General features: G+C 54.6%; 15 protein-coding genes. 5 read left to right on the top strand and 10 right to left on the bottom strand.

Annotated elements, in window-relative coordinates; all coding sequences use genetic code 11:
- Positions 1-5: 5 nt before the first annotated feature.
- Together chbG and cedA are read left to right on the top strand one after the other, a co-directional pair.
- Entirely contained in the window at positions 6-764 is a 759-nt protein-coding gene (chbG, locus tag ACRCWW_RS03165) for a chitin disaccharide deacetylase (RefSeq protein WP_438681097.1), read from the top strand.
- 198 nt (positions 765-962) lie between these two features.
- Positions 963-1205 (top strand): cell division activator CedA, encoded by a 243-nt coding sequence (gene cedA / locus ACRCWW_RS03160; RefSeq protein WP_438681096.1) that lies wholly within the window; start codon positions 963-965, stop codon positions 1203-1205.
- A gap of 32 nt (positions 1206-1237) precedes the next feature.
- On the opposite strand, the gene ACRCWW_RS03155 is transcribed toward cedA, so the two are convergent.
- Genes ACRCWW_RS03155 through citC form a run of 7 tightly spaced genes read right to left on the bottom strand, consistent with a single transcriptional unit; the run spans position 1238 to position 7892 of the window.
- The gene (locus tag ACRCWW_RS03155; protein WP_438681095.1) at positions 1238-2701 is read right to left on the bottom strand and encodes an anion permease; all 1464 of its coding nucleotides are present in this window, start codon (positions 2699-2701) and stop codon (positions 1238-1240) included.
- Positions 2702-2730: 29 nt separating this feature from the next.
- Complete coding sequence (gene citG, locus ACRCWW_RS03150) at positions 2731-3615, bottom strand: triphosphoribosyl-dephospho-CoA synthase CitG (protein WP_438681094.1); 885 nt, start codon at positions 3613-3615, stop codon at positions 2731-2733.
- A complete protein-coding gene (gene citX / locus ACRCWW_RS03145) occupies positions 3587-4138 on the bottom strand; it encodes a citrate lyase holo-[acyl-carrier protein] synthase (protein WP_438681093.1) in 552 nt (183 codons plus the stop codon). Before citX ends, citG begins: the two co-directional genes overlap by 29 nt.
- Before the next feature lie 3 nt (positions 4139-4141).
- The gene (gene citF / locus ACRCWW_RS03140) at positions 4142-5650 is read right to left on the bottom strand and encodes a citrate lyase subunit alpha (RefSeq protein ID WP_438681092.1); all 1509 of its coding nucleotides are present in this window, start codon (positions 5648-5650) and stop codon (positions 4142-4144) included.
- A gap of 9 nt (positions 5651-5659) precedes the next feature.
- On the bottom strand, positions 5660-6544 hold the full coding sequence (gene citE, locus ACRCWW_RS03135; RefSeq protein ID WP_438681091.1) for a citrate (pro-3S)-lyase subunit beta: 885 nt from the start codon (positions 6542-6544) through the stop codon (positions 5660-5662).
- On the bottom strand, positions 6541-6837 hold the full coding sequence (gene citD, locus ACRCWW_RS03130; protein WP_438681090.1) for a citrate lyase acyl carrier protein: 297 nt from the start codon (positions 6835-6837) through the stop codon (positions 6541-6543). The genes citE and citD overlap by 4 nt, the downstream gene beginning before the upstream one ends.
- Complete coding sequence (gene citC / locus ACRCWW_RS03125) at positions 6834-7892, bottom strand: [citrate (pro-3S)-lyase] ligase (RefSeq protein ID WP_438681089.1); 1059 nt, start codon at positions 7890-7892, stop codon at positions 6834-6836. Before citC ends, citD begins: the two co-directional genes overlap by 4 nt.
- A gap of 361 nt (positions 7893-8253) precedes the next feature.
- Here citC and dpiB point away from each other — a divergent pair, with 361 nt between their 5' ends.
- Positions 8254-9918 carry a sensor histidine kinase DpiB gene (dpiB, locus tag ACRCWW_RS03120; protein ID WP_438681125.1) on the top strand — a complete coding sequence of 555 codons (1665 nt, stop codon included), beginning with the start codon at positions 8254-8256 and terminating at the stop codon, positions 9916-9918.
- Positions 9887-10570 carry a two-component response regulator DpiA gene (gene dpiA / locus ACRCWW_RS03115; protein ID WP_438681088.1) on the top strand — a complete coding sequence of 228 codons (684 nt, stop codon included), beginning with the start codon at positions 9887-9889 and terminating at the stop codon, positions 10568-10570. Before dpiB ends, dpiA begins: the two co-directional genes overlap by 32 nt.
- Positions 10571-10627: 57 nt before the next feature.
- Here dpiA and ACRCWW_RS03110 read toward each other — a convergent pair whose 3' ends face one another.
- The 3 genes from ACRCWW_RS03110 to hxpB form a co-directional block, all read right to left on the bottom strand.
- Entirely contained in the window at positions 10628-12019 is a 1392-nt protein-coding gene (locus ACRCWW_RS03110) for an L-cystine transporter (protein WP_438681087.1), read from the bottom strand.
- A 131-nt stretch (positions 12020-12150) separates the two neighbouring features.
- Positions 12151-12741 (bottom strand): metal-dependent hydrolase, encoded by a 591-nt coding sequence (locus ACRCWW_RS03105; RefSeq protein WP_438681086.1) that lies wholly within the window; start codon positions 12739-12741, stop codon positions 12151-12153.
- A gap of 154 nt (positions 12742-12895) precedes the next feature.
- Positions 12896-13564, bottom strand: coding sequence for a hexitol phosphatase HxpB (gene hxpB, locus ACRCWW_RS03100; protein WP_438681085.1), 669 nt, complete (start codon positions 13562-13564; stop codon positions 12896-12898).
- Between the two features lie 139 nt (positions 13565-13703).
- On the opposite strand from hxpB, the gene ACRCWW_RS03095 reads away from it, so the two are divergent.
- Positions 13704-14240 carry a YniB family protein gene (locus ACRCWW_RS03095; RefSeq protein ID WP_438681084.1) on the top strand — a complete coding sequence of 179 codons (537 nt, stop codon included), beginning with the start codon at positions 13704-13706 and terminating at the stop codon, positions 14238-14240.
- Positions 14241-14272 lie beyond the last annotated feature (32 nt).

Below are 14272 nucleotides of genomic sequence, written 5' to 3'. Positions count from 1 at the left end.
GGCAGATGGAACGTGTGTTAATCGTCAATGCGGATGATTTTGGCCTCAGTAAAGGGCAAAACTACGGGATTGTCGACGCCTGCAAAAACGGTCTGGTGACCTCCACAACCGCGCTGGTGAACGGCGCGGAAATCGAACACGCGGCTCAGCTGAGCCGCTGTTTACCCGAACTGGCGGTCGGTATGCACTTTGTGCTGACGCTGGGCATGCCACTTTCACCAATGCCTGGGTTGACCCGCGAGGGCAAACTTGGCAAGTGGATTTGGCAAATGGCAGAAGAAGACACGCTGCCGCTGGAAGAAATTGCCCGCGAGCTCGACTGCCAGTATCACCGCTTTGTGGATTTATTCGGCTGTGAGCCGACCCATTTTGACAGTCACCATCACGTGCATATGATCCCGCAGATTTTCCCGATTGTGGCGGCATTTGCAAAAGCGAAGGGCGTGGCGATGCGTATCGACCGCAGCCTGCAACAGCGTGATGGCCTGGACGATTTGGGCGTTCGCAGCAGTGCAGGTTTTGCCAGTGAGTTTTATGGCGATAGCATCAGCGAAGCGTTATTCCTGCAAACGCTGGAAACATCAGCTCAGGCAGAGGAAAGCTCGCTGGAAGTGATGTGTCACCCGGCGCTGGTAGATAACACCATTATGGGCAGCGCGTATTGCTATCCGCGTCTGGCCGAGCTGGATGTGCTGACTTCTCCATCGTTGAAATATGCGGTAGCAGAGCGTGGATACCGGCTTGGGACGTATCGCGACGTGTAATTCTGTGTTTATTGATGCCCGGCGTTCCTCCCGCAGGCATCGTGTTAGGGGTTAGGCCGGGTCATTGTCAGCACCCGGCATTTTTTTGCCCGCATTTCTCCGTCGTCGACAGGTTATCGCACACAAGGCGCGACGCAAGGCAGTGGGATCGGCTATCATTGCTTCTTTCTGTCTCTGTTTTCTGGTGCTTTTCCGCTTATGAAACCGCTGCGTCAACAAAATACCCGTCCTGTTATCAGCTATGTGCCGCGTGTGGAACCGGCGCCGCCCGATCATGCCTCTAAGGTCGATGGCTATCGGGATGTCTGGCTGCTGAGAGGGAAGTATGTCGCGTTTGTGCTGATGGGCAATCGGTTTCAGCGTTCACAGGCGTTCAGCGTGCCGGAATCCGCGCAGCGCTGGGCAGCTCAGATGCGTCAGGAAGGCGAAGTGGAAGAGTAATAACGTCCCCACGAAGGGGACGTTATCTGACATTAGCTCCAGAGCGCCAGCACCGGCCAGCCGACCAGCAGCAACAGCGAAATAAAAATCACGCCAAAAATGGCCCCTAAGCGCCAGTAGTCTTTTGACTTCACGTAACCACAGCCGTAAATGATGACCCCAGGCCCTGTCGCGTACGGGGTCAGACAACCCATAATCCCGATAGACAACACCAGTAAAATACACAGATGCTCCATCGGCACGCCTGGAATACCTTTACCCACCGCGAGGATAACCGGCAGCATTGTTGCGGTATGCGCGGACAGGCTTGCAAACAGGTAGTGAGCAAAATAGAACACCAGCACCAGCACGATTACCGTGGTATTGGCGGAGAAGCCCTCCAGATGCGTGCTCATGGTAGTGGCAAACCAGTTGATGAAGCCTGAACGGGTCAGCCCGCTTGCCATCACGACCAGCGTGGCCAGATTGACCAGCGTGTTCCACGCGCTGTTGTAGCGTGTGATTTCTTTCCACGGCACCACATGTAAAGCCAGCATCAGTGAAACGGCCAGCAGGCCAACAGCCGTCGCCTCAATATACTCTCCGCCAAAAACCCACAGCCCGAGACTTAACAAGACCAGCCCAATCAGTGTTTTCTCTTTCCGCGTGAGTGCGCCCATTTCTTTAAGCGCATCGTTCGCCCAGCCAGACACCTCGGCACTGTGGGTGATTTCCGGTTTGTACAGCACGTAAGAGAGCCACGGGGCCACGATCAGCAGAATAATCCCCACGGGCAGGAAGCTCAGAAACCACTGTAACCAGCTAATCTGAATGCCAGCGATTTTGCTGACAAACTCCAGACCCAGCACGTTTGGCGCGGCCCCGGTAACGAACATGGAGGAGCTGATGCTGGTACTGATCACCATCATCCACATCAGGTAACCGCCGATGCGTTTTGAGGACGGGTCGTTAGGGAAAGATTTGAACAGCGGCGGCAGGTTTTTTATCACCGGGAATACGGTCCCACCAGTACGTGCGGTATTCGACGGAGTAAACGGGGCAAGCAGAATGTCGATGATCACGATGGCATAACCCAGCGTCAGCGTGCGTTTGCCCATGAATTTGACCATGAACAGCGCAATACGACGCCCAAGGCCCGTCACTTCGTAGCCCAATGCGAAAATAAACGCGCCGAAGACCAGCCACACGGTGGTGCTGGAAAAGCCTGCCAGCCCCCATTTCAGCGACTCTCTTCCGGCATCAAAGGCCGGGTTCGCCAGCTCTTTCGCATCAAACAGCAGGTAATCACTGCCGATGACGCAAATTGTCACCGCAATAAAGCTGATGGCGGTTGCAGGGATCGGCTCAAGGATCATCCCGACAATCATCGCCACGAACACGGCAAAGTAGTGCCACGCCTGCGGCGGCATGCCGTCAGGCACCGGGATCAGAAGCATCGCGGCCATCACCAGCAGCGGCGCTATCAATTTCCCTGTTTTATCTTTTGTAAAAGACATAACTGATTCTCCAGTAAGGATTTTTTAACTTAACGTTGGAACATAAGTGGGTATTCGCTCAAAAAAATCGTGACGATCAGCAGGTCGGCGCTGCCGCCGGGGCTGAGATTACGTGCAATGCAGTGCTGGTCGAATTCATGCAAACGGTGGAGATCGACAGGGCGACGAATGCCGCCCTGCGACAGGCAGATTTTGGCCTGCAGTTGCAGCCAGTTCAGGCCTTGCTCACCGCCGCGAGAAGCCACGTTGGTGTCAGCGTTGTGGGCCATCAGCAGCAGCAGGGTGTCGAGCAGTGCCAGTTCAGGGTCGATACCTTGTGCACGCAACGACTGCAAATGAGGCAGGGCGAGCGTTAAAACCAGCGGGAAGCCGGCTTCAGCTTCACCCCTTGCGCCGGTTAGCCCCAACTGGCGATACAGCCGTTGACCTGCCGTTTGCAGCGGGTTGTGAGTCTGCAATTCGCGTGTGGTCAGCCCGCGACAGAATGCCGCGACCGTGGAGCAAAGCGCCTGCGGCGAAAGAGGACGGCGAAGCTGATAAAGGCGTCCCGCTGCCGCACATAACAGGCCCAAAGAGAAAATGCTGCCTTTATGCGTATTCACGCCTGCGGTGGCGCGAAACATGTCGGCTTCACAGGCCTGACCCAGTAAACGTAACCCGGGCAGAATCTGACCTTCAGCCTGGTTCGCGCTGTCGGCACCATAAAGCACAAAACGGGCCAGCCACGGGCGAATGGCCTCTGCGCTGCGATAAAAATCGTCCAGCGCCATATCTTTGTGTGCGCCACAGCTATAGCGATCGACAAGTCCTGGCTTTGGCGACAGGTTGACCTCGGCGATCATCGCCCGCCAGCCCCGTTCGCTGAGCCGATCCGCAAAAGTGGCCTCAGGCGTAAGTTGTGCAGTCGGCAACATCCAGCAGCGCCTCCATGCGGTTCAGCAAATCAGCGAGTGAATGCGTCCGTTCCCTGGCGCAAACTCTCGCGTCCTGTTCACAGAGCAAGCAACGGCGCGGGGGAAGTGAAAACGCGCTACGCGACAGCAGTTTTCCTTGTGCTGTGAAAATGTCGATATCCCACAATCGGCCCAGCGGAGCGTGTTGCTCCAGTTCGATGGCTGCCGCTTTCAGCGCCTGTGCGGGCGCGTCCACGGCCAGCAATCCTTCTGCGCCCGTCGGCAGCCCCAGACAGAGCTGGCTTTTGATTTCCCAGCCTGACTCAGCAAGACATTCCCGCAACGCCCGCAGCCCGTGATTGAAAATGCGCCTTGTCAGCTCGCTGTCTTTAACAGGCCCCGGAGCCAGCGTGGTAAACGAAATCAGCGGAGTGACATATTTTTTCAGCCATAGCTGCTGACGGGCCTGACGCGCATCCCGGCTGGCGAGCAGTTCGGCTAAGCTCACGGCGTTGTTGCTGGAGGAGGTCAGATACAGAGGCATCTTTTACTCCTTCACCTGATGGACGACATCGATCACCGATCCGTCGCGATAGCGCACCACGGCGATGACTCTGTCGGTGAAGGCGATGGCTTTTGGTTTGCCCGTGAGTGTTTCTGCACGTTCCCGTAACCCCTCAATGGATACCACGTTCAGCCCGGCGGCTTTCAGGCGTTCAGCCAGTTCCGGGCGAGCCGGGTTCACTGCAATCCCATGATCGGTTACCAGAATATCGACACTCGATCCCGGCGTGACGCAGGTGGTGACTTGATCCACTAACGTTGGAATACGACCGCGAACCAGCGGCGCAACAATGATCGACAGCGCAGCAGCCACGGCGGTATCGCAGTGTCCGCCGGAAGCGCCACGTATCACACCATCGGAACCAGTGAGCACGTTGACGTTAAATTGTGTGTCGATTTCGAGTGCGCTCAGCACCACCACATCGAGCCTGTCAACAGAAGCGCCTTTGGAACCCCAATTCGCATACTCATTGGCGCTGATTTCAATATGATTGGGATTGCGGGCGAGGGATTCTGCTGCGGCGCGATCAAAACTCTGTACGTCGAGAAGCTTATGAATCAGGCCTTTTTCATGCAGATCCACCATCGTGGAGGTAATGCCGCCAAGGGCGAATGCGGCATGGATCTCACGCTGGCGCATTTTGTCTTCCAGAAAACGCGTTACGGCAAGCGATGCGCCGCCGGTTCCTGTTTGCAGGGAAAAGCCCTCTTTAAAGTAACCCGAATTTACCACCACATTGGCCGCGTTGCGGGCAATCAGCAGTTCGCGAGGATTGGAGGTCATACGGGTCGCACCCGCACCAATTTTGTCGGCATCACCGACATGTTCAATCTCGACAATCAAATCCACCTGATCCTGGCGCAGGCTGGCAGGGCTGTGCGGATAGGGGACTAATGCCTCTGTCAGCAACACTACCTGGCGGGCATTTTCCGCATCGACCCGGGCATAACCCAACGAGCCGCAGCAGGCTTTCCCCGTATAACCGTTGGCATTGCCAAAGGGATCGCAGGAGGGTACGCCAAGAAAGGCAACATCAATGCTCAGCTCGCCGCTCTTCACCAGATGCACGCGTCCGCCGTGAGAGTGAATTTGTACCGGTTCTGCCAGCAAGCCGCGCGAAATCTCCTCTGCCAACGGGCCACGAAGGCCTGAGGTATAAACCCGGCTGACGACGTTATTGCGGATGTGTTCGATGAGCGGGGCGTGGCAATCGCTAAGTGAACTTGAAGCCAGCGTCAGGTTTTTAAAGCCCATTCTGGCGATGACGTCCATCACCGCGTTAAGCGTCAGATCGCCATTGCGGAAGGCATGGTGAAACGAAATGGTCATGCCATCCTGCAACCCGGATCGGCGAATCGCTTCATCCAGCGTGGCGCAGAGTTTTTTATCGCGTGGTTTTTGCGTCTGTTGGTTGAGTTTGGAAACCGCGTGATACGCAGGCGTTTGACCGTGCCATGCAGTAATGCGTGCCAGTCTTGAGTTCTGAGTCATGATGCGTCCTTATTCTTCACGAAGGCCGGAAAGTGCTGCTCGGGCGAGCACCAGGCGTGCGCGTTCAATCACCGGGCTGTCGACCATTTTTCCGTTCAGCGACACCACGCCGCGGCCTTCAAGCGCAGAAGCTTCGGCGGCGTCAACGACAAGTTGGGCGTGATCGACTTCTTTTTGCGTTGGCGCATAGAGGTTGTGCAACAGGTCAATTTGGCGCGGGTTGATCAGCGATTTACCGTCAAAGCCAAGTTGCTTGATGTGGGCGGCTTCATGCAGGAAACCGGCATCGTTGTTGGCATCGGAATAGACGGTGTCGAAAGCCTGGATCCCGGCGGCACGCGCGGCCTGTAAAATAGCGCAGCGGGCAAACAACAATTCGGTGCCTTCGGCTGAGCGTTCGGTTCGTAAGTTGCGAACGTAGTCTTCAGCGCCCAGTGCAATACCGATTAAGCGCGGTGAGGCATGCGCGATGGCCACCGCCTGAGTAATGCCCATCGGCGATTCAATCGCTGCCAGCAGGCCGGTGCTTCCTGCTTCGCGGCCGCACTCGGCTTCAATGCGGGTGATTTCGTTCTCGATATCGATAACGTCCTGAGCGGTGTCGGTTTTGGGCAGGCGCACAATGTCCACTCCACCGCGCACGACGGCTTCAAGATCGGCAAGACCATACTCAGAATCCAGAGCGTTAACACGCACGATGGTTTCCCGATCCTGATAAAGCGGATGTTGCAGGGCGTGATACACCAAACGCCGTGCGGCATCTTTTTCCCGCAGAATGACCGAATCTTCCAGGTCAAACATCAGCGCATCAGCACCGTAGATAAAGGCGTTGCTGACCATTGCGGCGTTAGCGCCAGGGATGAACAGCATGCTGCGACGAGTGCGAGTTTTCATGGACGCTCCTCCCACGGCAGGGCGGTAACGTTGCTGGCACGCACGAGCAGGGTTTCCAGACGAGCGCGAAGCACACAATCGAGAGCGCCTTTGTCGTCCACCATCAGTTGAACGCCTTGCACTTCGTAGCGACTGAGGAGCTCATAAATCGTGGCGCGGATAGCGTCACCAAACTGTTTCTCAACGCTGCTGCTCATTTGCAGGTCGATGTCCGGTGAATCGAGTGGGGCGATTCGTATCATCACATCGCCGGATTCCAGGGTGCCGGCAACGGCTGCTTGGGTTATTTTCATTTTTCACCTGTCGCTAATGCAGAAATCAGGGGGTTGTCCGGAGTGACCATCTGTTGCAGATAGGCCCGGGTGGGCTCCGGAACCAAAAGTTCGATAGTGGTCAGATCTTTTTTGACCAGCAGCCGACGCACCCAGGAGGCGGATATCGCGATGCCGTGGTATTGCAGGCGCTCAATTTCGACAAGCGTAATAGGCGGTGCGACGTCGGAAGGATCGGCCAGGCGCTGGCGCATATCGTGGTTGTAGCCTGCAGTGACAGTGCAAAAGGGCTCAGTCCCGACAAAACGGTGAGTGATGCCCAGCGCCGGGGCCAGATGCTGGCGAAAGATTTGCAGGTCAATTTCGGTATAACAGTGGTTGATAACACTCTGCTCTTTGATGAAATAGCAGGGAAACGTGGCACGAGAGATCAGGTATTCTGAGCCGCGATGCACCGTCAGCTTCGGGATATCTGCCGTTCCGGCGCGAACCAGCGTCAGCCTGTCTTCATAAGGGAAACGGGAGGTATCCTCTTTCACCAAAAAGACGTGCAGCCAGTCACATTCCGCGGCCGCTTTCTGAATCAGATAGCGATGGCCACGTGTGAAGGGATTGGCGTTCATTACGATGCAGCCAATTTTGTTCCCTGGCTTGCGTAACGTCGTGAGATAACTGGCATAGCGTTGCAGGCGAGTGGCGCTATTTTCCATTAGCACCATTACGCCGGGAACGCTGGAGAGCGTATAAAATCCGCACTGTTTAAACAGGGCTTCATTGTGGCTTTTGGTATAAATAAATAACTGTGTACAGTTTCTTTCATAAGCCAGATTTATTAATTCTGTGGCAAGGGTCAGCGCCAGGCCATCACCGCGAGAAGATTCACTGATAGCAACACACTTAATAATATTACCCGCAATACCGCCGCAGGCGATGAGGCAATCGTTACGGGTTACCGTAATAAAAACTTCTACCGTGGTATCAATACTCAGATCATTTTCACGCAGAAACTGCGTAATGGCGGCTATTTTTTTATGTTCAGCTCGCTTAACCTGAGCAAATACGGGTTGGGCAAACATGGTTCAGAACGTCCTGTTATTCACGCGGTATAAAGCAACGTGACGGGTGATAATTCTTTGCAAATTAATAACATTTGAATGGGTGATATCGGTTGTCCTTCAATCACGCGGCGAGTGTACGACTGATTGGCTCGCTTGTTTTTGACTTGTTTCACAAAGGGTTGCCTGATTTAACTGGACTTAATGGTTTTTATTTTCTTTATTCGCCTTAATGGCGTTTATTGCGTGGTGTTTATTTTCTTAATTTATTTTATTTGTGGAATTCATAACGAATTTCACCGCGATAACTGGACGCGGTAAAAACAAATCCATTACATTCTGCTGAAGCTTTGGGAAAGTAAAATATTGGGGTAAGAGCGTGATCACGTCAGGTCAAAAAACGGCAAAGGGATTTGTGTTTTTCCGCCGTCTTGCATTTCCACTCAGAATATTCTTGCTCCTTCTGCTGATCTCGACTTTATTAGTGACCGTGCTGGGCCAGTATCTCTCGGCCAGTTTCGGAGATTATCTCACCCGCCACGTGCGTGATATGGCGATGAATCAGGCCAAAATTATTGCCTCCAGCGACAGTCTTGTCGCCGCGGTAAAAGCGCGAGACACCGCACGACTGGCAGCTATTGTTAATAAACTGGCGGACGGTTCTGATTTTGATTATGTGGTCATTGGCGACAGTCACTCTATCCGGCTTTATCACCCCAATCCCCAAAAAATCGGCTACCCGATGCAGTGGAACAAACCCGGTGCGCTGGAAAAAGGCGAAAGTTATTTCATCACCGGCGAAGGGTCGATAGGCATGGCGATGCGGGCCAAAACGCCCATTTTTGATGAACACGATAAAGTCATTGGCGTGGTGTCGCTGGGCTATCTGGTCAGCAAGATAGACAGCTGGCGACTCGATTTCTTATTGCCGTTAGCCGGGGTTTTTGTCCTGATCCTGATGATGTTGCTGCTGCTCTCGTGGCTGTTTTCCAGCCATATTCGTCATCAAATGCTTGGGATGGAGCCCAGACAGATTGCCCGTGTGGTGCGCCAGCAGGAGGCACTGTTTGGCTCGGTGTTTGAAGGGCTGATTGCGGTCGATCCTCAAGGGCGTATCACAGCCATTAACCGAAACGCCCGCAAGATGCTGGGTTTGAGTTCACCGGGGCGACAATGGCTGGGCCAGCCGATAGGCGAAGTCGTGCAGCCTTGCGCGTTTTTTACCGAGAAAATTGCCGAAAAGCGCCAGGATGTGGTGTGCACGTTTAACGGGCTGAGCGTGATTGCCAATCGGGGCGCAATCCGTTTCGGTAATGAGATGTTGGGGGCGATAATCAGCTTTCGCAGTAAAGATGAAATCAGCACCCTGAACGCGCAGTTAACTCAGGTGAAACAGTATATAGAAGGGCTGCGGGCGCTGCGTCATGAGCATCTTAACTGGATGGCGACGCTCAGCGGTTTGCTGCAAATGAAAGAGTACGACCGGGCGCTGGAGATGGTGAAAGGTGAATCACAGGCTCAACAGACGCTAATCGACAGGTTGCGCGCCTTCTTCGATGATCGGCAGGTCGCGGCTTTGCTGTTTGGCAAAGTGCAGCGTGCCAATGAACTGGGCATCGCCCTGAACATTGTGGAAGGCAGCCAGTTGCGGCAGCTTCCGTCTGGTCTGGACAGCACTGAGTTTGCCGCCATTGTCGGTAATCTGCTGGATAACGCATTCGAAGCCAGCCTGCGTAACCCACAGAGTGATAAAACCGTTGACCTTTTCCTCAGCGATGAAGGCAAGGACGTTGTCATTGAGGTCGGTGACCACGGATGCGGGGTCCCGTTCGGTCTGCGTGACCGTATTTTTGAACAGGGCATGAGCACCAGGCAGGATGACGCGGGTGAGCACGGTATTGGCCTGTATTTGATTTCAAGCTACGTAGCGCGCTGTGGCGGCGTGATCATCCAGGAAGACAATGATCCCTGCGGCGCTTTATTTTCCGTTTTTATTCCGAAAGTGACTTTACGCGATGGTACAACCTCTCACAATTTTGATCGTTGAAGATGAAACGCCGCTGGCGGAAATGCACGCCGAGTTTATTCGCCATTTTCGCGGCTGCGGGCAAGTGTGGCTGGCAGGAAATCTGGCCCAGGCGCGGGTGATGATTGCGCGCTTTAAACCGGCGCTGATCCTGCTGGATAACTATCTGCCCGATGGCGAAGGCATCACGTTGCTGCATGAGCTTGCGCTAGCCCATAACCCTTGTGGCGTGGTATTCACTACGGCGGCAAGTGATATGGACACCGTGTCAGAGGCCGTACGCGGTGGGGTATTTGATTACCTAGTCAAACCGCTTTCCTACGAACGACTGGAACAGACGCTGGAACGTTTCCAGCAGCGAATGCTGATGCTTGCGACGGCAACCAGCGCCAGCCAAAGGCAAATTGATCAGATGTTCAACGCTTATGCGCGTGGCGAAACCAGAGAGGAATTGCCCGTCGGTATCGACGCGCTGACGCTGGCCAAGGTGCAGGCTTTGTTTGAAGACAATGAGACGCGCCACACCGCAGAAACCGTTGCTCAGGAACTTAAACTGAGCCGGACGACGGCGAGACGTTATCTGGAATTTGCCGCAAGTCAGCAGCAGATTGTGGCGGAGATCGTTTATGGGAAAGTAGGGCGACCGCAGCGAATCTACCGGAGCGCATTATAAAAAACGGTGAGTCAGATTCGCTCTGGCTCACCGTTCAGGTGTCAAACAAAATCGGGCTTAGCGATGCGCCAGCTCGACTTCGTCTTCGCTGTTCATCACGTCTTTATCCGTCTGGCGCAGCCACTGGCTGGTCAGGGTGCCCGCAGTCATGGAACCGTTGACGTTAAGCGCAGTACGGCCCATATCAATCAGCGGTTCGATGGAAATCAACAGCGCCACCAGCGTTACCGGCAGACCCATTGCAGGCAGCACGATCAGCGCGGCAAACGTTGCGCCGCCGCCCACACCGGCCACACCCGCAGAGCTCACGGTGACAATACCGACCAGCGTTGCGATCCACAGCGGGTCGAGTGGGTTAATGCCTACCGTTGGGGCAACCATCACCGCCAGCATCGCCGGGTAAAGACCCGCACAACCGTTCTGACCAATGGTGGCACCAAAGGAAGCGGAGAAGCTGGCGATAGATTCCGGCACACCCAGACGACGCGTTTGCGCTTCGATGTTCAGCGGAATAGACGCGGCGCTGGAACGGCTGGTAAAGGCGAAGGTCAGCACAGGCCAGACTTTACGGAAGTACTTCAGCGGGTTGACGCCGTTCGCGCCCAGCAGCAGGCCGTGCACCACAAACATGATCGCCAGACCAAGGTAAGAGGCCACCACGAAACCGCCGAGCTTGATGATGTCCTGCAGGTTAGAACCGGCAACCACTTTGGTCATCAGCGCCAGCACGCCGTAAGGGGTCAGTTGCATCACCAGACGTACCAGCTTCATCACCCAGCCTTGCAGGGTGTCGATAGCGGTCAGCACGCGCTTGCCTTTCGGCTCATCGTCTTTCAGCAATTTGAGCGCAGCCACACCCAGGAATGCCGCAAAGATAACGATGCTGATGATTGACGTCGGGTTCGCCCCGGTCAGATCGGCAAACGGGTTTTTCGGCACGAAAGAGAGCAGCAGTTGCGGCACGCTGAGGTCAGCGACTTTGCCAACATAGGTGCTTTGAATCGCGTTCAGACGGGCGGTTTCGGCAGTCCCCTGAACCAGACCTTCAGCGCTCAGGCCAAACAGGTTGGTGACCAGCACACCGACCAGCGCAGAGATCAACGTGGTGAACAGCAAGGTGCCGATAGTCAGGAAGCTGATTTTACCCAGCTGAGAAGCGTTATGCAGACGCGCCACCGCACTCAGAATCGAGGCGAAGACCAGCGGCATCACAATCATCTGCAGCAGTTGCACATAGCCGTTGCCAACAATGTTGAACCACTGGATAGAGTCTTTCAGTACCGGGTTATCGGCACCGTAAATGAGTTGCAGCGCCAGACCAAAGACCACGCCGATCGCCAGACCGAGCAGCACCTTTTTCGCCAGACTCCACTGCTTATGTCGGGTTTGCCCCAGCGCAAACAGCAACACCACGAACACAATCACGTTCGCTATTAATGGAAAGTTCATCCCCGTTTCTCCTGATGTCATTATAAGGCCCAGAAACAGGCCTACTTTAATGGCGCAAGAGTAGCAGAAGTGTGAAGTGCCGCTTATATCCAAATGGAATGGTTTATGCCAAATGAGTAAAGATCGCTGGTTTAGCGTTCAGTCTGGTGATTTATAAAGCGATCGAAGCGGAATTGCAGGGCGCTGATAAGGTTTGATGACCAGCGAACCGCGCTGTTTTCGGGCATGGATTGGGGCATCCAGACGGCGTAAACGAACAACGCCATGCACAAGACGCGTTCCAGTTGGTTGCCTTTACGAGGTGCCAGAATCGGCAAACGGAAGCGCCAGCGGCAGGGCCACAGCAGAGGCACGCCCGCAGGCGTAAGCATATCGGCCAGAATATGGCTCAGGTAACCCAGCACCATGCCCTGAATGGCATCGGCAGGCACAATCCAGGTCTCCGGTACTTTGAGGTAAAACAGCGTCAGGCTGGCGAAGACCGCCAGCAGGCTGTGCGTAAAGCCCCGATGACCGAAGGCCCTGGCGACAGGTTTGGCTATCCAGCTTAATCGCTGCCCCAGAAATGACTTCGGGTGGTCGATATCCGGCAGCAGGCAGGTTAACACCGCTGCGGGAACAATATGCCACCAGTCACCTTGCGCCAGTACAGGTGTCAGCTCGGCATTTTTGGCAAACACCGCGCAGGCTATAGAAAAGAGCAGGTGGCCTTCCGCTGTCATGATAACACCCGTCAAACTGTCGATTCATACAGTATAGGGTTTTTGTACAGTAGGCGGAAGAGGTGACGGTGTAACTCTTTGTCACACGCTGCTTTATCGTGCAAACCTCGATAAGGAGAGGAAAACCCGGCAACGGTGTTACCGGGAGAAGGTGTTAGCCCAGCAGATGCGCGGCGGTAAGCTGCTCAAGCGAACTGAGCTTCACGTCAGCCAGCACATAGCGTGCATCGGCAAAGTTTGCATGTTCCGGCACGACGATGGAGCGCATGCGCGCGGCTTTGCTGGCGATCATCCCATTGACGGAATCTTCGAGTGCCACACAGGTCAGCGGAGAAACGCCAAGCTTAGCGGCGCAGTCCAGATAAACCTGAGGATGCGGCTTGCTGTAAGGCAGTTTCTCGGCGGAAGCCAGCGCATCAAACTGATCGCGCAGGTCAAACATGGTCAGCACTTTTTCCAGCATGTGCAGAGGAGAAGCGGAAGCCACGCCGACTTTCAATCCTTGCGCTTTACACAGCGCAATCGCTTCACGTACGCCTGGCAGCAGCGGACGTTCTTCCTCCACCAGAGAAATAGCACGGCTGATAATGGTGTCTGTCACTTCTTCACGGCTCGGGCCGTTCCACGGCTGCTGGGCAAACCACAGTTCTACGACCATGTCGATGCGCAGACCCAGCGTGTCCGGGAGTTCGTTGCGGCGGGAAATGTCCACGCCAAGGCTGGCAATGATGTCCAGTTCGGCGCGATCCCACAGCGGTTCGGAATCAATCAGTAAACCGTCCATATCAAAAATAGCGGCAAGAATTTGACGCTGGGCTGTCATAGGGCAACTCCTGTAGAGGTAAAAAGGCCTGAGATTCGGCCTAATCGTACACCATAACGCTTTTAAAGCGCAGGCGAAAAGCGACAACTAAAGGTAGACTTACAGCGAAACAGAAAGCGCGTCTGAACAAGGGGAAACCATGACGTATCAACAAGCTGGACGCATTGCCATACTGAAACGCATTTTGGGATGGGTTATTTTTATCCCTGCCGTGATTTCCACGCTGATTTCCGTGCTCAAATTCATGTTTGAACACAGCGAGAAGCAGCCAGGGATTGATGCCGTCATGCTCGACTTCGCGCACGTGATGATCGAGATGATTCGCTTCAACACGCCATTTCTTAACTTCTTCTGGTACAACTCGCCGCTGCCCGATTTTCACCACAGCCTCAATATCGGCTTCTGGATTATCTTCGTCCTGATCTTCGTTGGCCTGGCGTTGCAGGCTTCTGGCGCGCGGATGAGTCGTCAGGCTAAGTTTCTGAAGGAAGGGGTACAGGACCAGATGATTCTGGAGAAAGGGAAAGGGCCGGAAGGGCTGACCAAAGAACAAATCGAAGCCAAAATTGTGGTGCCGCACCACACCATTTTTCTGCAAATCTTCCCGTTATATGTGTTGCCAGTGATAGTGATTGTCGCCGGATACTTCTTCTTTAAGCTGTTAGGCTTCCTCTAAAACGACAAAACCCGGCAATCACCGGGTTTTGT

The organism is Scandinavium sp. (assembly GCF_051650185.1).
Classification (GTDB): Bacteria; Pseudomonadota; Gammaproteobacteria; order Enterobacterales; family Enterobacteriaceae; genus Scandinavium.
The sequence above is the reverse complement of the archived record's forward strand: the minus strand, read 5'-3'. Positions and strand labels throughout refer to the sequence as shown.

Coding starts and splice junctions, on each gene's coding strand:
- chbG (WP_438681097.1), top strand. CDS start 6: ATGGAACGTGTGTTAATCGTCAATGCGGATGATTTTGGCCTCAGTAAA.
- cedA (WP_438681096.1), top strand. CDS start 963: ATGAAACCGCTGCGTCAACAAAATACCCGTCCTGTTATCAGCTATGTG.
- ACRCWW_RS03155 (WP_438681095.1), bottom strand. CDS start 2,701: ATGTCTTTTACAAAAGATAAAACAGGGAAATTGATAGCGCCGCTGCTG.
- citG (WP_438681094.1), bottom strand. CDS start 3,615: ATGTTGCCGACTGCACAACTTACGCCTGAGGCCACTTTTGCGGATCGG.
- citX (WP_438681093.1), bottom strand. CDS start 4,138: ATGCCTCTGTATCTGACCTCCTCCAGCAACAACGCCGTGAGCTTAGCC.
- citF (WP_438681092.1), bottom strand. CDS start 5,650: ATGACTCAGAACTCAAGACTGGCACGCATTACTGCATGGCACGGTCAA.
- citE (WP_438681091.1), bottom strand. CDS start 6,544: ATGAAAACTCGCACTCGTCGCAGCATGCTGTTCATCCCTGGCGCTAAC.
- citD (WP_438681090.1), bottom strand. CDS start 6,837: ATGAAAATAACCCAAGCAGCCGTTGCCGGCACCCTGGAATCCGGCGAT.
- citC (WP_438681089.1), bottom strand. CDS start 7,892: ATGTTTGCCCAACCCGTATTTGCTCAGGTTAAGCGAGCTGAACATAAA.
- dpiA (WP_438681088.1), top strand. CDS start 9,887: ATGGTACAACCTCTCACAATTTTGATCGTTGAAGATGAAACGCCGCTG.
- ACRCWW_RS03110 (WP_438681087.1), bottom strand. CDS start 12,019: ATGAACTTTCCATTAATAGCGAACGTGATTGTGTTCGTGGTGTTGCTG.
- ACRCWW_RS03105 (WP_438681086.1), bottom strand. CDS start 12,741: ATGACAGCGGAAGGCCACCTGCTCTTTTCTATAGCCTGCGCGGTGTTT.
- hxpB (WP_438681085.1), bottom strand. CDS start 13,564: ATGACAGCCCAGCGTCAAATTCTTGCCGCTATTTTTGATATGGACGGT.
- ACRCWW_RS03095 (WP_438681084.1), top strand. CDS start 13,704: ATGACGTATCAACAAGCTGGACGCATTGCCATACTGAAACGCATTTTG.